This window comes from Aeromonas sp. R6-2, assembly GCF_040908155.1.
GTDB classification, from domain to species: Bacteria; Pseudomonadota; Gammaproteobacteria; order Enterobacterales; family Aeromonadaceae; genus Aeromonas; species Aeromonas schubertii.
The window spans coordinates 1-24,096 of record NZ_JBFODE010000042.1; the positions used below are offsets into that span (position 1 = coordinate 1).

Consider the following 24,096-nt stretch of genomic DNA (forward strand, 5'->3'; position numbering starts at 1 on the left):
GCCTGCGATAGCAGGCCCCTTCTGTGGTATTGCACTCGGTGTTAGGCAGCCTCGGCAGCCACCTCGTCATCGCGGCGAAGCAGCATGCCTGCCACACAGGCCAGCAGCGTCGGCATCAACCAGGCCAGGCCCTTGTCAAACAGGGGCAGGAAGGAGAAGGCATCCATCATCAGGCCGGCGGCACCCAGTCCGTCCAGGCAGCCAAACAGGAAGGCGATGGTCAGCACCAGACGATAGGTGAGGGCCGGGCGGGCAAAACGCTCCTTCAGGAAGGTCACCAGCACCAGGGCCACAGCGACCGGATAGATGGCCACCAGCACAGGGATAGAGAGGCTGATGAGCTGACTCAGACCCACGTTGGCCACGATGGCGCAGATGACACCCAGGATCAGCACCAACTTGCGGTAAGCCATACCCGTCAGGTTGTGGAAGAAATCGGCACAGGCAGAGATGAGCCCCACGGCCGTGGTGAAACAGGCCAGGGTGATGATACCGGCCAGGATGAAGAGGCCCGGCTTGCCAAACAGGCTGAGCACGTAAGCGCTGACGATGGCGCCCCCGTTGCTGGCCTCGCTCACCACACCAAAGGCGGTGTTGCCAAGCTGGAACAGGGAGACATAGACGACGGAAAGACCGATGGCAGAGATGGAACCTGCAATCACCAGGTACTTGAACTGGCTACGATAGTCGGTGATCCCCTTCTGGCGCAGCAGATCGACGATCAGGGCACCAAACATCAGGGAAGCCAGGGTATCCATGGTGTTATAGCCTTCCAGCATCCCCTTGATGAAGGGGCTGTTGACATAGTCACCGGACGCATCGGGCATGGAGCCCTGGGGGGCGATCATGACACCGGCGGCCAGGGCCAGCAGCAGCACGATCAGCACAGGGGTCAGATACTTGCCGATGGCATCCATCAGCTTGCCCTGGTTCAGGGAGACCAGCATGGCCAGACCGAAGAAGAAAATGGTATAGACCATCAGCCCCAGCTGGCCCGCTTCACCCAGGAAGGGCTTGAGACCCATCTCGTAGGCCACCAGGCCAGTACGGGGAGCGGCGAAGGCCGGACCTATGATGATGTAGATGGCCACGGCCAGGGTTGTGGCGACCCCCGCCGGCAGCAGACGGGTCATCCCCGCCCAACCATCACCGGCCTTGGCGACCGCAATGATGGTGATCAGCGGCAGACCGACCGCGGTCACCAGAAAGCCCAGCATGGCAAAGGAGAGATGCTCCCCGGCCAGGAAGCCCGCCAGCGGGGGGAAGATGATGTTGCCGGCGCCCAGATAGAAGGCGAAGGTCATAAAGCCCAGTCCGAGCACGTCGGAAAGTTTGAGTGATTTCGTCAAGGTCAACCTCGTCTGTCTTGTAACTTATTGCTTTTTATATTTTTTACCCTCACTCGTCCGAGCTGAGCGAGAGGTTAAAAAAAAGAGCACCGCTGTTTTTTCGACCAGCGATAGTGGTTTTCGCTGGCCGGGAGCGGGTGCTCATTTAGGAGTCAGAATAAAGGAGTGGAAAATAAGTGCAAGACGAAATTTACATCTTCAAATAGAAGGGGGACGCCAGTTGGACATATCTATCGGAATAGCCACCATCAGCAGAATGGATCACAATTTGCCCCACCTTACACTGATTAAATTCTCTGGAAAGCAGTAGCAAAACACGATTTGCCTCTTTTCCCTCTCGGGTGATCACAACTTCGTTACAAACACAATGAAGATCATATTGTGCTGCCAAGTCGCGCAAACGTTCGCCTTCCATGCGGGGAAGTACCAGAGCAACCAGTCCATTTGGCGCCAATAGCCGTCGACAAGCCACCAGCAGATCCTGCTGATCCAGGCTCCCCGTGTGCCGGGCCTGCGCCCGCGCCGGGTCGCTAAAGGATTGACCATTCACGAAATAGGGTGGGTTGGAGACGATGAGATCGAAGGGGCCCCCATCAAATGTCTGAATCGCCCCCTCGTGCAAGTGGATCTTCTCTGGCCAGGGAGAGCTGGCAATATTCTCCCGTGCCTGGGCGGCGGCAGCGGAGTCGATCTCCACGGCATCGATATGGCTTTCGGGGGCACTGCGCTGCGCCAGCATCAGGGCGACCAGAGCGGTACCGCTGCCGATATCGAGGATACGCCTGGCCCCAGCCACCGGGGCCCAGGCCCCCAGCAGCACCCCGTCGGTGCCCACCTTCATGGCACAACGATCGTGAGCCACATGAAACTGCTTGAACGTAAAGCCGGGACTTGCCATCCACACCTCCTTCCAAAACCGGCGCGGATTATAACGACTGCCACCCCATCAACCATAGGAGTAGCGGCCACAATCGCCTATAATGCGGCGTTTTCCTTCTAACCGAGTATCGCCATGAGCATGTCCTTCGACGACTTCGACCTGCACCCAGCCCTCAACCAGGCCCTGGCCGAGATGGGCTTCACCCGCCCCACGACCATTCAGCAGTTGGTGCTGGAGCCGGCTCTGGACGGCCGCGATATTCTGGCTTCGGCCCCGACCGGCACCGGCAAGACCGCCGCCTTCCTGCTGCCGGCCTTGCAGCATCTGCTCGACTTCCCGCGCCGCAAGCCCGGCCCCTGCCGCATGCTGATCCTGACACCGACCCGCGAGCTGGCCCTGCAGGTGACCGCACACGCCAAGGCACTGGCCGCCCATGCACACCTCGCCATCGAGACCATCATAGGTGGTGTGAATCATGAAGAGCAGCGCCCGGCCCTGACCCGCACCACCGATATCGTAGTGGCCACCCCGGGCCGCCTGCTCGAGTACATCAACGCCGGCGAGTTCGAGAGCGACGACATCGAGGTGCTGGTGCTCGATGAGGCGGATCGCATGCTCGACATGGGCTTCATCGACGACGTGAGCCGCATCGCCGCCGAGGCACGCTACCGCAAACATACCCTGCTCTTCTCCGCCACCCTGGAAGGGGCCGGTCTGACCCGTTTCGCCAACGAGATCCTTAACGATCCGGTCGAGTTGCACGCCGAACCGCCGCGCAGCGAGCGCCGCAAGATCACCCAGTGGATCCACCTGGCCGACAACGCCGTCCACAAGCTGGCCCTGTTGACCCATATACTGCGCGATCCGGAGACCACGAAGGCGATCATCTTCGTCAAGACCCGCGAACGCCTGGCCGAGCTCTCCGGACAGTTGCAAACCGCCGGCATTCCCTGCGCCTGGATCCGCGGTGAGATGGAGCAGGAGAAACGGATCGAGGCGATCCGCAAGTTCAGCGAGGGTGATGTGCCCTTCCTGATCGCCACCGACGTGGCGGCCCGCGGTATCGATCTGCCGAACGTCAGCCATGTCATCAACTACGACATGCCTTACAGCGCCGATGTCTATGTGCACCGGATCGGCCGTACCGGACGTGCCGGCAACCGCGGCTGTGCCATCAGCCTGACCGAGGCTCACGACATGGCCGTGGTCGGCAAGATTGAACGCTACACCGAAGAGCGCCTCAAGCGCCGTGTCATCGACGGTCTGCGCCCGCAGCACAAGGAAGCCAAGGTGCCGACCAAGAAGAAGAAGCCCAAGGAGGACAAGAAGAAGTCCGCCAAGAAGAAGGGCAAGAAAAAGTAAGCATGAGGGCCGCCGCGAGGCGGCCTCTTCACAGGCAAGAGTCCATAAAAAAAGCCGACATCAAACAGACATCGGCCTTAAGAAAGTGCTTACAACAGAGGATTCAATAGGTAAGACTCGGGTAAGCACATTTGGTTCCCTGTTTACTGCATTTTTTCTTCCCGTTTGAACACCAGGGTGTCGGCGCTGGACTCCTCGGGAACGAAATAGTAGCCATCCACATCGAAGGCCGGGATCTCCTCCACTCGGGTGATCCGGTTAACCAGCAACCAGCGGGCCATCATGCCACGCGCCTTCTTGGCGTAGAAACTGATGATCTTGTACTGGCCGTTCTTGCCATCTTTGAATACCGGGGTCACGATGCGCCCTTTGAGCGAGCCGGGCCGTACCGACTTGAAATATTCGTCCGAGGCGAGGTTGATAAGCACCTCATCCCCCTGTTCGGCCAGGGCCTGGTTGAGGTGTTCGGTGATCCGCTCTCCCCAGAAGGTGTAGAGATCCTTGCCTCTGGCGTTATCGAGCCGAATCCCCATCTCGAGGCGATAGGGCATCATCAGATCCAGTGGCCGCAACACGCCGTAGAGACCGGAGAGCATCCGCAGGTGCTCCTGGGCATAGCACAGATCCTCCTCACCCAGGCTCCCGGCATCCAGTCCGGTGTAGACATCCCCTTTGAAGGCGAAGATGGCCTGACGGGCGTTGTCCAGGGTGAAGGCCGGTTGCCATTGGGCAAAGCGCGCGGCGTTGAGGCCCGCCAGCTTGTCGCTGATCTTCATCAGCGAGCCGATTTCGGCCGGGCTCATCTGGCGAGCCCTGGCGATCAACTCGGCCGACTGATCCAGCAAGGCAGGCAGAGTATGGCGTCGGGTTGGCAGGGGGGATTCATAGTCCAGCGTCTTGGCCGGCGAGACCACAATCAGCATAAGCGTCCTCTGTTTCACTCCATATCGGGCTGCAGGGTAACATTATCCAGAGAGCCGGAGCCAAGTTTCTCACCCCCCTTCAGCTTGATCATCAACCGGAGATCGTTCACCGAGTCCGCATGGGCCAGGGCCGTCTCCATGTCGATCTGTCCCCCCATGTAGAGATCGAAGAGGGATTGATCGAAGGTCACCATCCCCTGTTCGCGGGAGCGCCCCATCACATCCTTGAGTCTGTCCACCTCTCCTTTACGGATGATGTCGGCAATCAGGGGCGTGTTGAGCAGGATCTCGAACGCAGCACTGCGCCCACTACCACTCTTGAGGGGCAGCAACTGCTGGGCGACGATGGCCTTCAGATTGAACGCCAGATCGTAGCGCAGCTGGCGGTGCCGCCCCTCCGGCATCAGATGCATGATCCGTTCGATCGCCTGGTCAGCATTGTTGGCGTGCAGAGTGGCCATGCAGATATGGCCCGTCTCGGCAAACTGGATGGCAAACTCCATGGTCTCCTGGGTACGGATCTCGCCGATCAGGATAAGGTCCGGCGCCTGACGCAGGGCACTGCGCAGGGCCGAATCGAAAGAGGGCGTATCCAGCCCCACCTCTCGCTGGGTCACGATGCTGCGCCCGTGGTGATGCACAAATTCCACCGGATCTTCGACCGTCAGGATGTGGCCATCACTCTGCTGATTGCGATAGCCGATCATGGCCGCCTGGGTCGTCGACTTACCGGCACCGGTGGCACCGACGAAGAGGATCAGCCCCCGCTTGGCCATCACGACCTCCCTGAGCACAGGTGGCAGCTTGAGCTCTTCGAAGGTGGGGATCCGGGTCTCGATGCGACGCAGCACCATGCCAGGCTGGGCCAGTTGCAGGAAAGTACTGACCCGGAAACGACCGAGACCCGGCCTCTGTATGGCGAAGTTGGCCTCCCAGGTCTGTGCAAAGAGGTGTCTGCTCTCCTCATCCATGATGAGGGCCATCGCCTCTTCAACCTCTTTTGCCGACAAGGGCGTATCGCCGAGGGCGACGAAGCGCCCGTCCTGCTTCACGGTAGGGGCCATGCCAGTCGTGACGAAGAGATCCGAACCACGCCTCGCCACCAACTCGCCCAACCAGGCATCCATGCTCATAGAGACTCCTAAATACTGTTGGGATCGGCGGCCTTGCCCCTGGCATCCTGCTGGGTAACCACGCCGCGCCCGACCAACTGCTTGAGGCACTGATCCATGGTCTGCATGCCATGTGTCATCCCGGTCTGAATCACAGAGTAGAGCTGGGGCACCTTGTCTTCCCGGATCAGGTTTCGCACCGCCGGGATACCTATCATGATCTCGTGTGCGGCCACCCGACCACCGCCGATACGTTTGAGCAGGGTCTGGGAGATAACCGCCCGCAGGGATTCGGACAACATGGAGCGCACCATGTCCTTCTCGGCCCCGGGGAAGACGTCGATGATACGGTCTATGGTCTTGGCCGCCGACGAGGTGTGCAGGGTGCCAAACACCAGGTGACCGGTCTCGGCCGCCGTCATCGCCAGCCGAATGGTTTCGAGATCCCGCATCTCACCGACCAGTATGATGTCGGGGTCTTCACGCAGGGCCGAGCGCAGGGCATTGCTGAAGCTCTTGGTATCCCGGTGCACCTCGCGCTGGTTCACCAGACAGCGTTTGTTCTCATGCACGAACTCGATGGGATCCTCGATGGTGAGGATGTGATGATGAAAGGACTCGTTGATGTAGTTGATCATGGCGGCCAGCGTCGTCGACTTGCCCGAGCCGGTTGGCCCCGTCACCAGTACCAGACCACGGGGATATTCGGCGATCTTGCGAAACACCTCGGGAGCATCGAGCTCATCGAGACTCAATACTGTACTGGGGATGGTCCGGAAGACGGCTCCCGAGCCACGAGACTGCTGGAAGGCGTTGACACGAAAGCGCGCCAGCCCGGGGATCTCGAAGGAGAAGTCGACCTCGTAATTCTCTTCAAGCTCCTTGCGCTGCTGATCGTTCATGATGTCATAGATGAGGGCGTGAACCTCCCTGTGCTCCAGGACGGGCAGATTGATCTTGCGCATCTCCCCGTCGACCCGGATCATGGGTGGCACCCCGGCAGAGAGGTGTAGATCCGAGGCTTTATGCTTTACACTGAAGGCCAATAACTCTGTGATATCCATAGACTTGTCATTCTCCCATTGCGCATCACTAACTAAATCATGAGCCAGATTGCCCAGCACCTCGCCCAGGTGGCGGATCGAATCGCCAAGGCCGAAACAGAGGCAGGCAGAACCACCGGCAGCGTTGCCCTGCTGGCGGTCAGCAAGACCAAGCCCCTGGAGGCCATTGTCGCCGCCTATGACTGCGGACAACGTCGCTTCGGTGAATCCTATGCCCAGGAGGCGGTCGACAAGATCGACCGTCTGCGCCAGGATCCCGCCTTTGATGACCTGGAATGGCACTTCATCGGCCCCCTCCAGTCCAACAAGACCCGCCCCGTTGCCGAGCGCTTCCAGTGGGTGCAGAGCGTGGACAGAGCCAAGCTGATCGAGCGGCTGCAATCCCAGAGACCGCCCCATATGCCACCGCTAAATATTTGTCTGCAAATCAATATTAGCGGAGAGCTCAGCAAATCAGGAACCACGGAAGAGCAGATTTTCAGCCTTGCCGAACAGGTGTCACGCAGTGATCGCCTGGTATTGCGCGGCCTAATGGCCATTCCTGAACATACCGACGATGCAGAGCGCCTGGCCGGGCAGATGGCCCGCATGCAGCAACTGTTCACTCGTCTCCAGGCAAAATATCCCTCGGTCGACACCCTCTCCATGGGCATGACCGAGGATCTCGAGCCCGCCGTCCGCCATGGCAGTACCATGGTGAGAATCGGCACCGCCATCTTCGGTGCCCGCGACTACTCATAAGCAGGATGCCTATGCAACACAGACAGATCGCCTTCATCGGGGCCGGTAACATGAGCCGCAGCATCATACTGGGGCTGGTGCGCACCGGTTACCCGGTTGATTGCATCACCGCGGCCAACCCCAGCCGCCCCAAGCTCGATGCCCTGGCCAGCGAGACCGGCATCCACATCACTCAGGATAACCTGGCGGCAGCCCGGAGAGCCGAGGTGATCGTGCTGGCGGTCAAACCCCAGCTGATGGCTGACATGCTCGAGACCCTGCGCGCCGAGCCCGGCATCCTGGAGGGCAAGCTGCTTATCTCTGTCGCCGCCGGGATCCGGGTCGAACGTCTCACCCAGATGACGGGACAGACGCGGATCATCCGCTGCATGCCCAATACCCCGGCCCTGCTCGGACTGGGCATGACCGGACTCTATGCCCCCGATCCTGTGAATGAAGAAGACCGCCAGTTCGCCGAGCAGATGCTGCAGGCGGTGGGTCAGACGCTCTGGGTGGCTGACGAGAGCGGGATCAACGGAGTCATTGCTGCCGCAGGCAGTGCCCCCGCCTACTTCTTTCTCTTTATGCAGGCCATCTGCGAAGAGGCCGAGCAGATGGGATTCACCCCGGAGCAGGCCCGGGCCCTGGTTCAACAGACCGCCATCGGCGCGGCAGCCATGGTGGCGCAGAATCCAACCCTCTCTCTCGCACAACTGCGCGAGCAGGTCACCAGCAAGGGCGGCACCACTGCCGAGGCGATCCGAACCTTTCAGGAGCAGGGATTGCAGCAGATCACCAGCCACGCCATGCAGGCCGCCGTTCGCCGGGCCGGCGAGATGGAAACACTCTTCTAAGGAGCCTCGATGAATACCGCCTTTTTCCTTATCAACACCGTCTTCGACCTTTACCTCATGGTCGTGCTGCTGCGCCTCTGGCTGCAGTGGGCACGTGCCGACTTCTACAACCCCCTGAGCCAGACCGTGGTCAAGCTCACCTCACCGCTGCTGGTTCCCCTGCGCCGGGTAATCCCCAGCGTGGGCAGCCTGGATCTCGCCTCCCTGGTGCTGGCCCTGATCGTGGCAATGGGCAAGCTGGCTCTGCTCAAGAGCCTTGGGGTATTGCAGGCCGACTGGGTCAGCCTCTCCCTCTTCGCCGGTCTGACCGTCCTCAAGAAGGCTGGCTCTATGGTCTTCTGGATCCTGCTGATCCGCGCCATCCTGAGCTGGGTCAGTCAGGGCCGCAACCCTATCGAATATGTGATGCATCAGCTGACCGAACCCTTCTTGCAACCCATACGCCGCATCCTTCCCCCCCTGGGCGGACTGGATCTCTCCGTGCTGGTTGCCTTCATCGCCCTGCAGGCCATCAACTACCTGCTGGGCGATCTCTTCGGCCAGCTCTGGTGGATGATCTGATGGCGGCAGCCAGCTGGCAGGGAGAGGTGCTGCTGCTTCAGCTCCTCATCCAGCCCAAGGCGAGCCGGGATCAGATAGTCGGTCTGCACGGAGAGGAGATCAAGGTCGCCATCACGGCGCCTCCGGTTGATGGGCAGGCCAATGCCCATCTGATCAAGTATCTGGCCAAGCAGTTCAAGGTGGCCAAAGGGCAAGTCAGGGTTATTCGCGGCGAACTGGGACGCCACAAGACGGTCAGTATCGAAGGGCCACGGGCAATCCCCTCCGAGATTGCCGCCCTGTTAAACTGAACATGAGAGTCACCGACAAGGAGAAGCGATGATGAGAGCCTGGTTAGGCGCCCTGCTGGGGATGATGTTGTCCCTCCCCGGCCAGGCGGAGCAGATGAAAGAGGTCGGCCCCTGGAACGTGCACTACAGTGCCTTTGCCTCCAGCTTTCTGACCCCGGAGGTGGCCACTCAGTATCAGGTTGAGCGCAGCCGCTATAACGGCATCATCAACATTGCGGTACAGGACAAGCAGGGAATACCCCAATCGGTTGGCATCACGGGTGAGGCCCGCAACCTGACCGGCACGGTTCGCCCCCTATCCTTCCGTGAGGTCAGGGAGGGTAAGGCGATCTATTACCTGGCCGAGCTTCCCTACCGCAACGAAGATACGTACCGCATCACCCTGACCCTGATGGGGAACGGGCAGCGGTGGCCCCTGGAGTTCCAGCACACCTTCTATGTGGAGTAGCCAGGAGAGTCTTTCGAATCAGCAAGGGAGGCCATGGCCTCCCTTTCTGATTTATTCGACCAGATGCAGTTCGGGAGGACGTGACGTGAGGATGTCGACACAGTAGTCCCAGGTCGAAATCCGGTAGTGCTGCAGATCCTCGTCCAGATGTACCCCCTTGGACTCCTGATGAAACCAGGCGGCGAACCGTGACGGGGTGATGATCTGGATCTGCTCCTCGACGGGATGGCTGCTCATGCCATCGGAGAGATCCCCATCCTCCACCACGCGCAGGGCAAACACCTGGCGGAAGTAAACATGGCATTGAGTGAGGGGAGGTATGTCGATGCTGCGGGCCTGCCCGAGCGCTATGGTCAGGGTGTCACCCCAGATGTCGTGGTGTAGATCGACCACCACCAGACCGGGCGATAACTGCCTGGAGGGGGCCCAGGGAATGGCCACCTGGCCTATGGTCATGGGATGTGCCATACCAACCTCCCGATACCGCTTTTCTCTCAGTTTATCCGAAAAAAGGGACGGGACACACAATAAAAAACCCGGCGCAACAGGCCGGGTTTTTTGGCAAAACGGGCGTCTTACTTGACGGCGTCCTTCAGGGCCTTACCGGCAACGAAGGAGGGCACATTAGCCGCGGCGATCTGGATCTCCTTGCCGGTTTGGGGATTGCGACCGGTACGGCCAGCACGATGGTTGACCTTGAAGGTGCCGAAACCGACCAGCTGGACTGCATCGCCCTCTTTCAGGCTCTGGGTGATACCTGCCAGGATCTCCTCCAGTGCAGCCTTGGCCTGAGCCTTGCTCAGATCGGCTTTAGCGGCGATAGCATCGACAAGTTGCGCTTTGTTCATAAGTTATCCTTTATCAACTGGCAATTAGCACGGCTTCACTCTATGCAAAAAGAGGTTGTCAGGCAAAGCCTTTATCCCCTTTGAGCCCTCAAATGGCGGGCTTTTCATCAAGATCTGCGGAAACAATCACATAACAGGTGAATCTCGGCACAAACCCATGCTCGCCCACCATAAAACGAGGGGGACAAGCCCCCTCACCATTTCCCTCGAGGCCACTCAACCGTTGCGAAACAGCGCATCGATAGAGAGGCCTTGAGAGAGCAGCACCTCACGCAGGCGGCGCAGGGCTTCAACCTGGATCTGTCGCACCCTCTCCCGGGTGAGACCGATCTCGTGACCCACATCCTCCAGCGTCGCCGCCTCATACCCCAGCAGGCCGAAACGGCGGGCCAGCACCTCGCGCTGCTTGGGATTTAGCTCCTCGAGCCAGTGGACAATGCTGCTGCGCATATCGTCCTCCTGGGTCTCCAGCTCGGGGCCGGAGCCACGCTCATCGGAGAGCACATCCAGCAGAGCCTTGTCCTTGTCGCCACCGATCGGCGTATCGACCGAGCTGATCTTCTCGTTGAGCTTGAGCATGCGGCTCACGTCTTCGACCGGCTTGTCGAGGGCAGAGGCGATATCCTCCGCCGTGGGCTCGTGATCGAGGCGATGGGCCAGCTCACGGGCGGTACGCAGATAGACGTTGAGCTCCTTGACCACATGGATCGGCAGTCGAATGGTGCGCGTCTGATTCATGATGGCCCGCTCTATGGTTTGGCGGATCCACCAGGTGGCGTAGGTAGAGAAACGGAAACCGCGCTCGGGATCGAACTTCTCGACGGCACGGATCAGGCCCAGATTACCCTCCTCGATGAGATCGAGCAGAGCCAGGCCACGGTTGTTATAACGGCGGGCAATCTTGACGACCAGCCGCAAGTTGGATTCGATCATCCGTTTGCGGGCAGCCTTGTCACCGCGCAAGGCGCGGCGGGCGAAGTAGACCTCTTCCTCGGCAGTGAGCAGGGGAGAGAAGCCTATCTCTCCCAGATAGAGCTGGGTCGCATCCATGACCCGGTTGAGTTCAGGGGTGAACACCTCATCGCTGACCACCTCATCGGCAGCCGCAACGGTCAGCTCCTCCTCTTCCTCTGCGCTCTCAATCTCCTCATCAAGCTCGAATTCAACGTCCTGTACATCCAGCTTATCTTCTTGGCTCATGGCATCCCTCCAGAACCAGAGTCACGCTTTCCCTCTGGGTTTAACGCTTGGGCAGATAGCTCATCGGATTGACCGACTTGCCCTTGTACCGGATTTCAAAGTGCAGTCGCACATCCGGCGCATCCGTGCTTCCCATATCGGCAATGACCATCCCTTTCTTGACACTCTGCCCCTCCTGCACCCGCAACTGGTCGTTGTGGGCATAGGCGGAGAGATACTCATCGTCATGCTTGAGAATGATCAGCTTGCCATATCCCCGAAGCGCACTGCCGGCATAGACTACCTTGCCGTCGCTGGCCGCAAAGACGGGTTGCCCCTTCTTGCCGGCAATGTCGATCCCCTTGTTGCCCTGCTCGGCAGTGGAGAACCCCTCGACAAGCTTGCCATCTGTTGGCCAACGCCAATCCGGCGATCCGCTGGAGACATTGTTGTTATTTTGAGCTGTTTTTTGAGCGTATTCCTTTGGTGCAGGCGCGGCAACGGTTTTCTGCTCCGTCCACTGCGAGGTCTGACCAGAAGGCTTGGCGACCGACGGCTGGGTAACGACCACGGCGCCACCGCCGGATTTACCCCCCAGAGACTGGGATTCGAAGACGTGCAGTCGCAGTTGCTGACCCGGATAGATGTTGTAGGGAGGCTCGATCCCGTTGAGACTGGCAATGGCGGGCACATTACTGCCGGCGCTGAAGGCGATGGAATAGAGGGTGTCCCCCTTCTGTACCGTATAGCTGTTGCCAGTCAGGGTCCGCTGCTTACCCACATAACGGGCCGAACTACCGGACCGGTAACCGCCATCGATACTGCCGACCGGGGCCGGGGTTTGGCTGGAGGAGCAGGCAAACAACAGACCGGACAACAGCACTGCGCTGCTCTTTCGCCACTGCAACAGACTCATAACAACCCCTTACTTGCTAAACCAGAAATAAGCCGCCACGGCCAGAGCGATACAGAGCCAGCCCAGCACATCCACATAGTGCATCAGCTTGCGCTCCATCTTCTCACCACCCCATCGCATCAACCCGGCCACCAGGAAGAAGCGCATGCCGCGACCAATGAGGGAGGTGACAATAAAGGGGAGCAGCGCCATATGCAACAGGCCGGCCGTCACCGTGAACACCTTGTAGGGGATGGGAGTGAAGCTGGCGATGAAAATGACCCAGATTCCCCACTGCTCAAACCACTGCTCGGCCAGGGCAATCTTATCCTGATAACCGACCGCCGCCACCATGGGCTGAACCACGGGTTCCCACAGGGCATAGCCCAGGGCATAACCAAACAGGGCGCCGAGCACGGAGAAGAGCGTCGCCAGTGCGGCGTAATGCCACGCCTTTTGCGGCTTGGCCAGCGCCATGGGCGCCAGCATCACATCGACCGGGATGGGCCAGAAAATGGATTCAATAAAGGCCGTCCCCGAGAGGTAGAAGGGGGCATGCCGATGACGGGCCCATACCATGACCATGGCGTAGAGGCGGGAAAACAACTTCACTCAATTTCTCCATTAACAAGAGGAACAAATCGCACCGGCTCCAGCGCCCTCTGGGTCAGTTGGGAGCCATTGCGTTCAATCAGCATCAGGGCCTGCTGCTGCTCACCCACGGGAATCACCATGCGTCCCCCGTCGGCCAGTTGCTCCAGCAGAACCCGGGGAACCTCGCTGGCCGCCGCCGTGACCAGGATGGCGTCGAAGGGTCCCTTGGAGGCCCAGCCATCCCAGCCATTACCGTGCCGGGTCGAGATGTTGTGCAGGTCCAGGTTTCTCAGCCGGCGCCGCGCCTGATATTGCAGGGACTTGATGCGCTCGACCGTATAGACATGCTCCACCAGACGCGCCAGCACTGCCGTCTGATAACCCGAACCTGTGCCTATCTCCAGCACATGGGCCGGATCATTGGCCACCACCAGCTCGGTCATGCGCGCCACCATGTAGGGTTGGGAGATGGTCTGGCCATGCCCGATGGGCAAGGCCGTGTTATCCCACGCCTGGTGAGCCATCGCCTCGTCCACGAAGTACTCGCGCGGAATGTCGGCAATGGCAGCCAACACGCGATAGTCCGTGATCCCCTTGGCGATCAGTTGATTCAATAGGCGCTGCTCTATCACACCCTTATCCTTGCTGTGCCAGCCAGGCCTCCAGGTTGCTCATGTTGCGATATGCGGTCATGTCGATGGTCAGCGGGGTGATGGAGACATAGCCCTGCTCGATGGCCGCAAAGTCGGTCCCCTCTCCCGCATCCTGCCGGGCCCCCGGGGGGCCAATCCAATAGACGGTCTGGCCCCGGGGATCCTGCTGCCGGATCACCGACTCGGCCCGGTGACGATTGCCCAGACGGGTCACCTTCATCCCTTTTACCTGATCCAGCGGCAGATCCGGCACATTGACATTGAGGATCTGATCCGCGGGCAGGGGGTGATGCTGCAGCGCCCGCACCAGGGTCAACGCATAGTGGGCCGCCGTCTCGAAGTGGGTATCCCCCACCAGGGAGATGGCGATGGAGGGGAAGCCCAGATGGCGCCCCTCGGTGGCCGCCGCCACGGTGCCGGAGTAGATGACGTCATCACCCAGATTGGCACCGTGGTTGATACCGGCCACGACCATGTCGGGCTCGGGCCTGAGCAGCTCGTTGGCGGCCAGGTGCACGCAGTCGGTCGGCGTCCCCTTCACCGCATAGAAGCCGGTCTCCTCGATGCGGCTGACCCGCAGTGGCACCTCCAGGGTCAGAGAGTGGCTGGCACCGCTGCGATTGCGATCCGGCGCAACCACGGTCACCTCACCGCACTCGGCCAGCGCCCGGGAGAGCGCCCGGATGCCGCGCGCATTCACGCCATCGTCATTACTCACCAGAATGCGCATGGGTCTCTCCGTGGTGATCCGCCTCGCGGGCATCGATCAGCTCGCGCACCACGCTGGTGGCAAAAGCGCCGGCCGGCAAGAAGAATGAGAGGGTCAGGGTATCGGCCTCCAGCTGCCACTGCATCCCCTCGGGGCGCAGCAGCAGGGGACGGCGTTCCTGATCCATCCCGGCCTTCTCGAGCCCCTCGCGCCACTCGGCAAGTTCGCTCAGGGCCGCCTCTTCAAAGGCGGCCGCCTCTCCCTGACTGGCGAGGCGGCCACGACCCCACAGGGGGGCGGTGAGTTGCACATCGCCACTGGCCAGGCGTGCCGCCAGCTCGGGAGTGACCTCGGGTTCGCTGAAGATGGAGTGGGAGCCCTTGAGCATCAGGCAGTCACCGGCAAGCAGGGTGTGGGCCACTCCCTGTTCAATACGGGCGGTCACGACCGTATTGAACAGCATGCTGCGCGCCGCCGACAGGTAGAGGGAGCGCTTGTTGCGATCCTTGATCCGCTTGCCGCCAAACATGGCCTTGGCGGCCTCCAGGTTGTTGCCACCCCGGCCGAAACGCTGTTCGCCGTAGTAGTTGGGTACCCCCTGCTCGGCCACCGCCTGCAGGCGGGCCTCGAGCCCCTCGCTGCCCGACAGCCCGGTCAGGCGCAGGGTGAAGTGGTTGCCCTTGAGGTAACCGGTGCGCAGCTTGCGGTTGTGGCGCCTGGCCTCGAGAATCTGGATGCTGTCGCTCTCGATGACGCTCAAGTCAGGCTCGCCCTTACCCGGCAGGTGGATGCCGAACCACTGCTCGGTCACCGCATGGCGATCTTTCAGGCCGGCCCAAGTCACCGCGTTGCGGTTCACCCCGGCGGCGTCGGCCAGCAGGCCCGCCACCCAGGCGGTGTTCTCGCCGCTCTTGCGCACCCGCACGAAGATATGTTCCCCCTCGCCGCAGGGCTCGAAACCGAGATCCTCGATGACGACGAAGTCGGACGGGGCGGCCTTGAGCACACCGGTGACGGCCGGCTGGCCATGCAGATAGGTCAGTTGTTCGAGCATTATTGTTTCACCAGCAATACCACGGCTTCGGTGGCGATCCCTTCTTTGCGGCCGGTAAAGCCGAGTTTCTCTGTGGTGGTCGCCTTGACGTTGACCCGGTTCAGCTCACATTCGAGATCGGCCGCCAGCACGGCGCACATGGCGTCGATGTGGGGCGCCATCCTGGGTGCCTGGGCGATGATGGTGACATCCAGGTTACCGATACGATAGCCGGCCCCCTTGACCCGGGCGAACACGTCGCGCAGCAGGATGCGGCTGTCGATATTCTCGAACTCGGCACTGGTATCGGGGAAGTGGCGGCCGATGTCACCGGCGGCGATGGCACCGAGCAGGGCGTCACTCACCGCGTGCAGCACCACATCGCCGTCCGAGTGGGCAAGCAGCCCCTGCTCATAGGGAACGGCAACCCCGCCCAACATGCAGGGGCCCTCGCCCCCGAACTTGTGCACGTCAAAACCATGTCCGATCCGGATCACGCCATCTCCTCCTGCCGCGGCACCGGCCGCGCGATTGAATAGTGTTAGAGCGCGTCTTGTTGACGCAAATAGAGGCTGGCCAGTGCCAGATCCTCGGGACGGGTCACCTTGAGGTTGTCGGCCCGTCCCTCCACCATCCGTGGACAATAGCCGGCCCGCTCCATGGCCGACGCTTCATCGGTAATCAGGGCCCCCAGCACCAGCCCCTCTTCGAGGGCACGGCGCAGGGTTCTGGTGGGAAACATCTGTGGCGTCAGGGCGTGCCACAATTCGTCGCGATCGACGGTGGCCACTATTTCGCCGGCCCCGTTGGTGCGCTTCATGGTATCGCGTACCCGGCTGCCGAGGATGGCCCCCTCCCCCTGCTGCGCCACTGTGATGAGGCGGTCCATATCGCCGGCCGTGATACAGGGACGAGCGGCATCGTGCACCATGACCCAGTCGCTCTCCACCACCATCAGGGCGTTGAGTACAGAGTTGGCCCGCTCGCCGCCCCCCTCGACCCGCACCACGCGGGGATCGCTGGCCATCGGCAGGGCATCGAACCAGGCATCATGGGGGGCCAGCGCCACCACCACTTGTTCTATGGCCGGATGAGCCAGCAGGCGGCTGAGAGTGTGCTCGAGGATGGGTTTGCCGTTGAGCAGCAGATACTGCTTGGGCAGCTCGCTTCCCATGCGGCTGCCGATGCCGGCGGCGGGCACCACGGCAGTCACGGCATTACTCATTGCTCACCTCCTCCTGCTTCTCCTTCTTGGGAATGATGCGGTAGAAGGTCTCCCCCTGCTTGATATAGCCGAGATCGTTGCGTGACAGCTCTTCGATCGCCTCGAGACCGCTGGTGAGATCGGCGATCTCCCGGTAGATGAGGCCGTTACGATCCTTGAGCGACTGATTGTCCTGCTGCTGGCGTGCGACCGTGTCAGACATCTTGTAGTAGTCCTCCAGCCCGTTCTTGCCGAGCCAGAGGTGGTATTGCAGGCCGCCGAGCAGGGCCAGCAGGATCAGGGTGAATAGCCGCATGCACTGTGTCTCCTAGAAGCGGCCTAGTTTCCCATATTCGGCCCCAAGACAAAAGAAAGCACAAGCGAGTGAGTGGTGAAAATCCCTGTGGAAACCGGCGCTTGAAGCACCTGAACGACAACGCCCCGCAAAGCGGGGCGTCGGGGGCTCATCAGGCCGAGGTGTCGAGGGGCTCAAACCCCTTCACCAGCTCGTCGATGGCCTTCATCTGCTTGAGGAAGCCTTCCAGCTTGTCCAGCGGCAGGGCGCTCGGGCCGTCGCAGCGGGCCACCTTGGGATCGGGATGGGACTCGATAAACAGGCCTGCCAGGCCAACCGCCATGCCGGCACGGGCCAGCTCGGTCACCTGGTCACGACGACCACCGGAGGCGGCGCCCAGGGGATCGCGGCACTGCAGGGAGTGGGTCACGTCGAAGATCACCGGGTAGCCACCGGTGCTGCGCTGCATCACACCGAAGCCCAGCATGTCGACCACCAGATTGTCGTAACCGAAGTTGGCACCGCGCTCGCACAGAATGAGGCGATCGTTGCCACACTCCTCGAACTTCTCGGTGATGTTCTTCATCTGGCTCGGACTCAGGAACTGGGGCTTCTTGATGTTGATGACGTTACCGGTACGGGCCATGGCCTCCACCAGGTCGGTCTGGCGCGCCAGGAAGGCGGGCAGCTGGATCACATCCACCACCTCGGCCACCGGCTTGGCCTGACACGGCTCGTGCAGATCGGAGATGACCGGCATGCCGAAGGTCGCCTTGAGCTCCTGGAAGATCTTCATCCCCTCCTCCAGCCCCGGGCCACGATAGGAGTGGATAGAGGAGCGGTTCGCCTTGTCCCAGCTCGCCTTGAACACAAACGGGATGTCCAGCTTGCTGGTCACTTCCACGTAGCGCTCACACACGGCCATGGCCATGTCGCGGGACTCCAGCACGTTCATGCCGCCAAACAGCACGAAAGGCTTGTCGTTGGCCACTTCGATGGCATTTACCTTGACGATTTTCTGTTCCATCACGGGTTCCTTAATGGAGGGTCTTGGGGGTGAGATCCAGGGCCTTGAGCTGCGCCTTGAGCAGATCGGCCACAGGGTCATCCGGACACTGTTCAATAAAGTATTCGAAGTCCCCCGCGGCAAACTGGGGGCAGTCGAGCTGTTCATAAATAAAGCCGCGATCCCGTGTCTCGAGGGGATCGCCCGGTTTCATGCGCAGCAGCAACTCGCAGCAGCGCAGGGCCTCGTTCATGCGCCCCTCCCGCAGCAGGGCCGCCTTGCTCACGTTGAGCAACCGCTCGAGGATCTCCCACTGGCTCGCCGGCATCAGGTACTGGCCACTCAGGGTGGCGAAATTGCCCAGTGCCCCGCGCAGCAGCAGCTCGACTCCGTGCAGCGAGAGCTCCTCACCATTGAAGGGGTCCACATAGACCTGGCTATCCCCCTCGTCGAAGCAGACCAGAAAGTGGCCGGGGAAACAGAGTCCCTCCACCTTGAGGCCGAGCGTACGCCCCAGCTGGATCAGTACGATGCCGAGGCTCACCGGTATGCCGCAACGCCGGTGCAACACGGCGCAGAGATCGCAGTTTTCCGAGTTGAAGTAGTCCTGCCAATCCCCGTGAAACCCCAGCTCTTCATAGAGCAGGGCCAGCAGGGCCGGGCGTCGCGCCTCGGGGGGGGCGAGGCGCACAGAGTCCAGACGGGACTCCAGCGCATTGAGGTACGCCTTCCCCTCGGCGGCGCGCCCTTCACCATAGACCTCGTCGGCCACCGAGAGGGCCAGCTCGGTCAGCTCATACCCCTCGAAATCGGTCCACTCGTCGATACGAAAACGCGTCATCACAATCTCAACCAAACAGGGAGGGAAGCTTGATCACCGCCAGCTTGGCCGCGAAATAGACCCACCCCAGGGCGCCGAGGAAGGCGAACCAGCGGGTGGTGCGACTGCCGAAACGGCTGAGGGACATCCACCCCAGGAAGGCGGCGATCAGGATGCAGACCAGCTTCTCGCTGAGCCAGGGGACGGCGTTGTTGATGGGATTGAGGCCGAGCAACAGGCACAGGGCAAGCCCCGACAGCACCACCAGGCCATTGAGCACGCCGCCGACCCGCATCAGCCGGGCTTGCCTGGCCGGCGCGGCGGCGCGCTGCAACAGGGCAAAGCGAACCATAAAGGCCACCACCGCCAGGGCGACAAGCAGCAAATGGAGATGTTTCAGGATTGGATACATCAGGCAATTCCTTGGAAGCGTCCCAGAGTGACGCGGTCGTTGTCACCGTAATCGCGCACCGTCTCGATGGCGTCATAACCCGCCTCGGCCAGCAGCTCGCGCACGCTGGCACCCTGCTGCCAGCCGTGCTCCAGCAGCAACCAGCCGCCGGGCACCAGGTGAGCCGGCGCACTGCGCACTATGTGGCGCAGATCCGCCAGCCCCGCCTCGTCGGCCACCAGGGCGCTGAGGGGCTCGAAACGCACGTCCCCCTGGGCCAGGTGCGGATCTTCCCCATCGATATAGGGAGGGTTGGAGACGATGAGATCGAAGCGGGGTGCATCGCCCAGGGGCTCAAACCAGGAGCCCAGACGCAGCAGCAGGGGCAGGCGCAGCCGCTCGCTGTTGCGCCTCGCCAGCGCCACCGCATCGGGCTGGGCATCGACCGCCCACACCTCGTCATCGGCTCGCTCCGACTTGAGGGCCAGGGCAATGGCACCGGTACCGGTGCCGAGATCGAGCACCCGGGCAGGGGCTGCCGGCAGGCGCGCCAGGGCCTGCTCCACCAACACCTCGGTATCCGGGCGCGGGATCAGGGTGGCCGGGCTCACCAGCAGGGGCAGAGACCAGAACTCCCGCTCCCCGAGGATATGGGCGATGGGCTCGCCCCCCTGACGGCGCGCCAGCCATCCCTCCAGCCGAACCAACTGGTCGCCGGTGAGCTCGCGCTCGGGCCAGCTCAGCAGATAGCCGCGATCCCGCCCCAGCAGATGGCAGAGCAGGGCATCGGCATCGGCACGGGGCGACTCGCCAGCGGCGAGGGCCCCGGTCAGCCAGGCGCGAGCGGCGTCCAGACGCATCAGCTGTTGTCCGCCAGAGAGGCGAGCTGATCGGCCTGGTACTCCTGCACCAGCGGCGTGATGATGCAGTCCAGATCCCCTTCGAGCACCTCGGAGAGGCGATAGAGGGTGAGGTTGATGCGGTGCTCGGACAGGCGTCCCTGGGGGTAGTTGTAGGTGCGGATGCGCTCGGAGCGATCCCCCGAGCCCACCAGATTGCGGCGGGTGGTCTGCTCGGCGGCGCGATGACGCTCATCCTCGGCCGCCTGCAGACGTGCCGCCAGTACCGCCAGCGCCTTGGCGCGGTTCTTGTGCTGGGAACGCTCGTCCTGGCACTCCACCACCAGGCCCGTCGGCAGGTGAGTGATGCGGATGGCCGAGTCGGTCTTGTTGATGTGCTGACCACCGGCACCGGAGGCGCGGAAGGTGTCGACCTTCAGATCCGCCGGGTTGATTTCGATCTGCTCGGCCTCGGGCACCTCGGGTAGCACCGCCACCGTGCAGGCAGAGGTGTGGATACGCCCCTGGGACTCGGTCTCCGGCACCCGCTGCACCCGATGACCGCCGGACTCGAACTTGAGGCGGCCATAGACCCGCTCCCCGTCGATCTTGGCGATCACCTCTTTAAAGCCGCCGTGTTCCCCCTCGTTGCAGCTGACCATGCTCAGGCGCCAGCCCTGGCGCTCCGCATAGCGCGAATACATGCGATAGAGATCCCCGGCGAAGATGGCCGCCTCGTCGCCACCGGCTCCGGCGCGGATCTCGAGGTAGCAGTTGTTGTCATCCTTGGGATCCTTGGGCAGCAGCATGATCTGCAGCTCCTGCTCCAGGCTCTCCAGATTGGCCTTGGCGAGCGGCAGCTCCTCCTGCGCCATCTCGCGCAGTTCCGGATCATCCTCCTCCAGCATCAGCCTGGCGGCCTCGAGATCCTCCTCGGCCTGGCGCCAGCAGCGGAAGCCACCGACGATCTCCTCGAGCTGGGAGTACTCCCGGGTCAGGGCGCGATAGCGATCCTGATCGTTGATGACGTCAGGCTCCCCGAGCAGGGCCTGCACTTCCTCGTGGCGCTCAATGAGCCCTTCCAGCTTGCGAATGACAGATGGATTCATGGTTCTCTCAAAAATGGGCATTGGCCAAGGGTGGCCGACGGGTCACTCCTGCTGCAGGCCGAGGGCGCTTCGCAGCAGGGCCAATTGTTCCCGATCCCCCTGTTCGCCGGCATGGCGCAGGGCCTGGGTCGGGGTGTGGATCAGTTTGTTGGTGAGGCGATGGGCCAGGCGCCGCAGCGCCGCCTCGGGCTCCTCACCCTGTTGCAGACTCTGCAGGGCGCGCAAGAGCTCCTCCTCCGCATACCCCTGGGCCTGCTGGCGATAGTCGCGGATGAGATCGACCGCATGGAGGGAACGAAACCACCCCATGAAGTCGTCGCGCTCTTCCAGCACGATGCGCTCCGCCTGTTGGGCGGCGCGGCGACGCGCCTCCAGGTTCTGCTCGATGATCCCCTGCAGATCATCCACCGTGTAGAGATAGGCATCGGAGAGCTCGTCCACCTCCTCCTCGATGTCGCGCGGCACGGCGATGTCCACCAGAAACATGGGACGGTAACGGCGCGCCTTGAGGGCCCGCTCCACCATCCCCTTGCCGATGAGGGGCAGTGGGCTCGCGGTCGAACTGATGACGATATCCGCCTCGTGCAGGTGCTCGGGGATCGCCTCCAGGGTCATCACCTGGGCGCCGAACTCCTCGGCCAGCCCCTGGGCCCGTTGCAGGGTTCGGTTGGCCATCATCATCTGGGTGACGTTCTGCTCGCGCAGGTGACGGGCGACCAGCTCGATGGTCTCACCGGCACCGACCAGCAGCACCTTGGTCTGGGAGAGATCGGCGAAGATCTGGCGCGCCAGGCTGACGGCGGCAAACGCCACCGACACGGCACTGGCGCCGATCTCGGTGTCGGTGCGCACCCGCTTGGCCACCGAGAACGCCTTCTGGAACAATCGCTCCAGGATGGCCCGCAGGCCACCGGCCTGCTGGGCGGTACCGTAAGACTGCTTGATCTGCCCCAGGATCTGGGGCTCACCGAGCACCAGTGAGTCGAGGCCGCAGGCCACCCGCATCAGATGGCGCACCGCCTCCTCGTCGTGATGGAGGTAAGTGGCATTGTCGAGCTCGCCGCTCTCCAGCCGGTGGAAACGCTGCAACCAGTGCAGCACCTGCTCCCCCTGGCCCGCGTCCAGGTTGCAGTAGATCTCGGTACGATTGCAGGTGGAGACGATCACCGCCTCGCTTACCCCGGGCTGCTGCACCAGATCGTGCAGGGCGCGCTCGATACAGTCGGGACCGAAGGCCACACGCTCGCGCAACGAGACGCTGGCCGTCTTGTGGTTGATTCCTAGCGCGAGCAGACTCATGGGGCTGTGGGGTAATCCTTGGAGCAGGGCAGTGGCAGGGCGCTAATTGTACGGGAAAGGGTAGGCCTTTAAAAGCGATACGGCCGCCACTTATACTGTCGCAAACCATCATCCGGAGCCGACCCCGTGCCCCTTCGTCTCATACTCCTCACCCTGGCCCTGCTGCTGGCAGGCTGTGCCACCACTCCCCAACCCCAGCGCCAACAGGTGGACTGGAGCCAGGAGCGCCTGCGCCTCGAGCAGCTGACCCACTGGCAGCTCTCGGGCAAGCTCGCCATCATCACCGAAAAAGAGAAGGGCAGCGCCCGCCTCAACTGGCAGCAGGAAGGCGATGACTACCGCCTCAACCTCACCAGCGTCATCGGTACCCATATTCTCGAGCTGAGCCGCCAGAGTGGCCGACTCACCCTGATCGATCGGGATGGCAACCGCCACCAGAGCCAGGACGCGGGCGATCTCATCTATCGTCTGACCGGCTGGGAGCTCCCCATCGACGGCCTGCCCGAGTGGATCAAGGGGCTGCCGGGCGAGGCCCGCTACACCCTCAATCCGGACAAGAGCCTGGCCAGCGTCACCGACGGCGCCTGGCAGATCGACTATCAGCAATACCGTGACCAGGACGGCTATCGCCTGCCGCACCAGCTCTCCCTGCAGGGGGAAGGCACCCGCCTCAAGCTGCTGATCAACGAGTGGAGCCTGAAATGAGCGACATCCTCTGGCCGGCGCCCGCCAAACTGAACCTCTTTTTGCACGTCAACGGCCGCCGCCCCGACGGTTACCACGAGTTGCAGACCCTGTTTATCTTCCTCGATCACGGGGACACCCTGAGCGTCGAGGTGACCCAAGGGGATCGCCTCACCCTCTCCCCCGCCATTCCCGGCGTGCCCGACGAGGAGAATCTCATCATCCGCGCCGCCCGTCTGTTGCAGGCTCGCCTGCCGGAGCCCAAGGGGGCGCATATCCGGCTCACCAAGGTACTGCCCATGGGCGGTGGCATCGGCGGTGGCTCGTCGGATGCGGCCACCACGCTGGTGGCCCTCAACCATCTCTGGGGCGCCGGTTTGTCGGTGGATGAGCTGGCCGGGCTCGGGGTGCGCCTCGGGGCCGACGTGCCGGTGTTTGTGCGCGGCACCGCCGCCTTCGCCGAGGGCGTCGGGGAACGGCTGCAGCCGGTGGCGGTCCCGGAGCGTTGGTATCTGGTGATCAAACCCGAGTGCCACGTGGCGACGGCGGCCATCTTTCAGGATCCGGACCTGCCGAGAAATACCCCGAAAATGGGATTGCAGGAGCTGATGAGCGGAGAGTGGAAAAACGATTGCGAGGCGCTCGTCAAAAAGCGCCACCCCGAGGTTGCCAATGCGCTCGGCTGGTTGCTAGAATACGCGCCGTCAAGAATGACGGGCACTGGAGCCTGCGTCTTCGCTGCATTTGAAGACGAGAGCCTCGCTCGGGAAGTGTTGGCAAAACTGCCTGACGGCTGGGTGGGGTTTGTTGCCAAGGGCGTGAACATATCACCTCTGGCAGATGCCTTGCAACAGGCTCGTCATGCAAATACGGCAGGGTTCATCTGAGTGAAAGCGGATGAGGGCCCCACTTCCCTGGCCGGGCTGTTCGTCCGTCACCTTGATAAATCGTTTGCCCCCGAACGAGCGGACCCCT

The 24,096-nt window shown here is 62.0% G+C and carries 30 protein-coding genes; 8 read left to right on the plus strand and 22 right to left on the minus strand.

All coding sequences use genetic code 11. The features are described from left to right. Positions 1 to 41: 41 nt before the first annotated feature. Both brnQ and AB5Y48_RS10880 read right to left on the minus strand, forming a co-directional pair. Positions 42 to 1,349, minus strand: coding sequence for a branched-chain amino acid transport system II carrier protein (gene brnQ, locus AB5Y48_RS10875; protein ID WP_368164419.1), 1,308 nt, complete (start codon positions 1,347 to 1,349; stop codon positions 42 to 44). Positions 1,350 to 1,539: 190 nt separating this feature from the next. Then, entirely contained in the window at positions 1,540 to 2,247 is a 708-nt protein-coding gene (locus AB5Y48_RS10880; RefSeq protein ID WP_050667370.1) for a tRNA1(Val) (adenine(37)-N6)-methyltransferase, read from the minus strand. A 114-nt stretch (positions 2,248 to 2,361) separates the two neighbouring features. On the opposite strand from AB5Y48_RS10880, the gene srmB reads away from it, so the two are divergent. Then, complete coding sequence (srmB, locus tag AB5Y48_RS10885) at positions 2,362 to 3,591, plus strand: ATP-dependent RNA helicase SrmB (protein ID WP_368164421.1); 1,230 nt, start codon at positions 2,362 to 2,364, stop codon at positions 3,589 to 3,591. A gap of 143 nt (positions 3,592 to 3,734) precedes the next feature. Here the strand turns inward: srmB and yaaA are convergent, their stop codons facing one another. The 3 genes from yaaA to tapT are packed head-to-tail and all read right to left on the minus strand — an operon-like array spanning position 3,735 to position 6,690. Further along, positions 3,735 to 4,514, minus strand: a complete 780-nt coding sequence (gene yaaA / locus AB5Y48_RS10890; RefSeq protein ID WP_224162366.1) for a peroxide stress protein YaaA — start codon at positions 4,512 to 4,514, stop codon at positions 3,735 to 3,737. A 14-nt stretch (positions 4,515 to 4,528) separates the two neighbouring features. Then, positions 4,529 to 5,647 carry a PilT/PilU family type 4a pilus ATPase gene (locus tag AB5Y48_RS10895; protein WP_368164422.1) on the minus strand — a complete coding sequence of 373 codons (1,119 nt, stop codon included), beginning with the start codon at positions 5,645 to 5,647 and terminating at the stop codon, positions 4,529 to 4,531. A gap of 8 nt (positions 5,648 to 5,655) precedes the next feature. Further along, positions 5,656 to 6,690, minus strand: a complete 1,035-nt coding sequence (gene tapT / locus AB5Y48_RS10900) for a type IVa pilus ATPase TapT (RefSeq protein WP_050667366.1) — start codon at positions 6,688 to 6,690, stop codon at positions 5,656 to 5,658. Between the two features lie 39 nt (positions 6,691 to 6,729). Here tapT and AB5Y48_RS10905 point away from each other — a divergent pair, with 39 nt between their 5' ends. From AB5Y48_RS10905 to AB5Y48_RS10925, 5 genes are read left to right on the plus strand one after another with little or no spacing between them, the layout of a single operon-like run. Further along, positions 6,730 to 7,431 (plus strand): YggS family pyridoxal phosphate-dependent enzyme, encoded by a 702-nt coding sequence (locus AB5Y48_RS10905; protein ID WP_368164424.1) that lies wholly within the window; start codon positions 6,730 to 6,732, stop codon positions 7,429 to 7,431. An 11-nt stretch (positions 7,432 to 7,442) separates the two neighbouring features. Continuing rightward, complete coding sequence (gene proC / locus AB5Y48_RS10910) at positions 7,443 to 8,264, plus strand: pyrroline-5-carboxylate reductase (RefSeq protein ID WP_368164425.1); 822 nt, start codon at positions 7,443 to 7,445, stop codon at positions 8,262 to 8,264. 9 nt (positions 8,265 to 8,273) lie between these two features. Beyond that, positions 8,274 to 8,825, plus strand: a complete 552-nt coding sequence (locus AB5Y48_RS10915) for a YggT family protein (RefSeq protein WP_050667363.1) — start codon at positions 8,274 to 8,276, stop codon at positions 8,823 to 8,825. Continuing rightward, positions 8,825 to 9,115 (plus strand): DUF167 family protein YggU, encoded by a 291-nt coding sequence (gene yggU / locus AB5Y48_RS10920; RefSeq protein WP_368164426.1) that lies wholly within the window; start codon positions 8,825 to 8,827, stop codon positions 9,113 to 9,115. Before AB5Y48_RS10915 ends, yggU begins: the two co-directional genes overlap by 1 nt. A gap of 28 nt (positions 9,116 to 9,143) precedes the next feature. Then, positions 9,144 to 9,563, plus strand: coding sequence for a DUF4426 domain-containing protein (locus AB5Y48_RS10925; protein ID WP_050667361.1), 420 nt, complete (start codon positions 9,144 to 9,146; stop codon positions 9,561 to 9,563). 51 nt (positions 9,564 to 9,614) lie between these two features. Here the strand turns inward: AB5Y48_RS10925 and AB5Y48_RS10930 are convergent, their stop codons facing one another. The 17 genes from AB5Y48_RS10930 to hemA form a co-directional block, all read right to left on the minus strand. Beyond that, on the minus strand, positions 9,615 to 10,031 hold the full coding sequence (locus tag AB5Y48_RS10930) for a hypothetical protein (RefSeq protein WP_050667360.1): 417 nt from the start codon (positions 10,029 to 10,031) through the stop codon (positions 9,615 to 9,617). A 107-nt stretch (positions 10,032 to 10,138) separates the two neighbouring features. Further along, the gene (hupA, locus tag AB5Y48_RS10935; RefSeq protein WP_005351739.1) at positions 10,139 to 10,411 is read right to left on the minus strand and encodes a nucleoid-associated protein HU-alpha; all 273 of its coding nucleotides are present in this window, start codon (positions 10,409 to 10,411) and stop codon (positions 10,139 to 10,141) included. 216 nt (positions 10,412 to 10,627) lie between these two features. Beyond that, complete coding sequence (gene rpoS / locus AB5Y48_RS10940) at positions 10,628 to 11,611, minus strand: RNA polymerase sigma factor RpoS (protein WP_060584075.1); 984 nt, start codon at positions 11,609 to 11,611, stop codon at positions 10,628 to 10,630. Between the two features lie 40 nt (positions 11,612 to 11,651). Further along, positions 11,652 to 12,506 carry a peptidoglycan DD-metalloendopeptidase family protein gene (locus AB5Y48_RS10945; protein ID WP_136612844.1) on the minus strand — a complete coding sequence of 285 codons (855 nt, stop codon included), beginning with the start codon at positions 12,504 to 12,506 and terminating at the stop codon, positions 11,652 to 11,654. 9 nt (positions 12,507 to 12,515) lie between these two features. After that, entirely contained in the window at positions 12,516 to 13,097 is a 582-nt protein-coding gene (locus AB5Y48_RS10950; protein ID WP_368164428.1) for a YqaA family protein, read from the minus strand. Then, positions 13,094 to 13,711, minus strand: a complete 618-nt coding sequence (locus AB5Y48_RS10955) for a protein-L-isoaspartate(D-aspartate) O-methyltransferase (RefSeq protein WP_060584074.1) — start codon at positions 13,709 to 13,711, stop codon at positions 13,094 to 13,096. Before AB5Y48_RS10955 ends, AB5Y48_RS10950 begins: the two co-directional genes overlap by 4 nt. A gap of 4 nt (positions 13,712 to 13,715) precedes the next feature. After that, the gene (gene surE, locus AB5Y48_RS10960; RefSeq protein ID WP_368164429.1) at positions 13,716 to 14,462 is read right to left on the minus strand and encodes a 5'/3'-nucleotidase SurE; all 747 of its coding nucleotides are present in this window, start codon (positions 14,460 to 14,462) and stop codon (positions 13,716 to 13,718) included. Next, complete coding sequence (gene truD, locus AB5Y48_RS10965) at positions 14,443 to 15,495, minus strand: tRNA pseudouridine(13) synthase TruD (protein ID WP_368164430.1); 1,053 nt, start codon at positions 15,493 to 15,495, stop codon at positions 14,443 to 14,445. The genes surE and truD overlap by 20 nt, the downstream gene beginning before the upstream one ends. Beyond that, the gene (gene ispF, locus AB5Y48_RS10970; RefSeq protein WP_050667354.1) at positions 15,495 to 15,971 is read right to left on the minus strand and encodes a 2-C-methyl-D-erythritol 2,4-cyclodiphosphate synthase; all 477 of its coding nucleotides are present in this window, start codon (positions 15,969 to 15,971) and stop codon (positions 15,495 to 15,497) included. Before ispF ends, truD begins: the two co-directional genes overlap by 1 nt. Before the next feature lie 44 nt (positions 15,972 to 16,015). After that, a complete protein-coding gene (ispD, locus tag AB5Y48_RS10975) occupies positions 16,016 to 16,699 on the minus strand; it encodes a 2-C-methyl-D-erythritol 4-phosphate cytidylyltransferase (protein WP_224160360.1) in 684 nt (227 codons plus the stop codon). Next, positions 16,692 to 16,994 (minus strand): cell division protein FtsB, encoded by a 303-nt coding sequence (ftsB, locus tag AB5Y48_RS10980; protein WP_050667352.1) that lies wholly within the window; start codon positions 16,992 to 16,994, stop codon positions 16,692 to 16,694. Before ftsB ends, ispD begins: the two co-directional genes overlap by 8 nt. Before the next feature lie 151 nt (positions 16,995 to 17,145). Next, positions 17,146 to 18,000: a 3-deoxy-8-phosphooctulonate synthase gene (kdsA, locus tag AB5Y48_RS10985; RefSeq protein WP_368164432.1), complete on the minus strand. Its 855-nt coding sequence runs from the start codon at positions 17,998 to 18,000 to the stop codon at positions 17,146 to 17,148. A gap of 10 nt (positions 18,001 to 18,010) precedes the next feature. Continuing rightward, the gene (locus AB5Y48_RS10990) at positions 18,011 to 18,820 is read right to left on the minus strand and encodes a SirB1 family protein (RefSeq protein WP_050667350.1); all 810 of its coding nucleotides are present in this window, start codon (positions 18,818 to 18,820) and stop codon (positions 18,011 to 18,013) included. Positions 18,821 to 18,827: 7 nt separating this feature from the next. Beyond that, the gene (locus AB5Y48_RS10995) at positions 18,828 to 19,211 is read right to left on the minus strand and encodes a SirB2 family protein (protein WP_050667349.1); all 384 of its coding nucleotides are present in this window, start codon (positions 19,209 to 19,211) and stop codon (positions 18,828 to 18,830) included. Beyond that, entirely contained in the window at positions 19,211 to 20,050 is an 840-nt protein-coding gene (prmC, locus tag AB5Y48_RS11000; RefSeq protein WP_060584059.1) for a peptide chain release factor N(5)-glutamine methyltransferase, read from the minus strand. Before prmC ends, AB5Y48_RS10995 begins: the two co-directional genes overlap by 1 nt. Beyond that, positions 20,050 to 21,138 (minus strand): peptide chain release factor 1, encoded by a 1,089-nt coding sequence (gene prfA, locus AB5Y48_RS11005; protein ID WP_368164436.1) that lies wholly within the window; start codon positions 21,136 to 21,138, stop codon positions 20,050 to 20,052. Before prfA ends, prmC begins: the two co-directional genes overlap by 1 nt. 42 nt (positions 21,139 to 21,180) lie before the next feature. Then, complete coding sequence (hemA, locus tag AB5Y48_RS11010) at positions 21,181 to 22,437, minus strand: glutamyl-tRNA reductase (RefSeq protein WP_368164439.1); 1,257 nt, start codon at positions 22,435 to 22,437, stop codon at positions 21,181 to 21,183. A gap of 126 nt (positions 22,438 to 22,563) precedes the next feature. Here hemA and lolB point away from each other — a divergent pair, with 126 nt between their 5' ends. Beyond that, positions 22,564 to 23,142 (plus strand): lipoprotein insertase outer membrane protein LolB, encoded by a 579-nt coding sequence (gene lolB / locus AB5Y48_RS11015; RefSeq protein ID WP_050667346.1) that lies wholly within the window; start codon positions 22,564 to 22,566, stop codon positions 23,140 to 23,142. After that, positions 23,139 to 24,008 carry a 4-(cytidine 5'-diphospho)-2-C-methyl-D-erythritol kinase gene (gene ispE, locus AB5Y48_RS11020; protein WP_368164440.1) on the plus strand — a complete coding sequence of 290 codons (870 nt, stop codon included), beginning with the start codon at positions 23,139 to 23,141 and terminating at the stop codon, positions 24,006 to 24,008. The genes lolB and ispE overlap by 4 nt, the downstream gene beginning before the upstream one ends. Positions 24,009 to 24,096 lie beyond the last annotated feature (88 nt).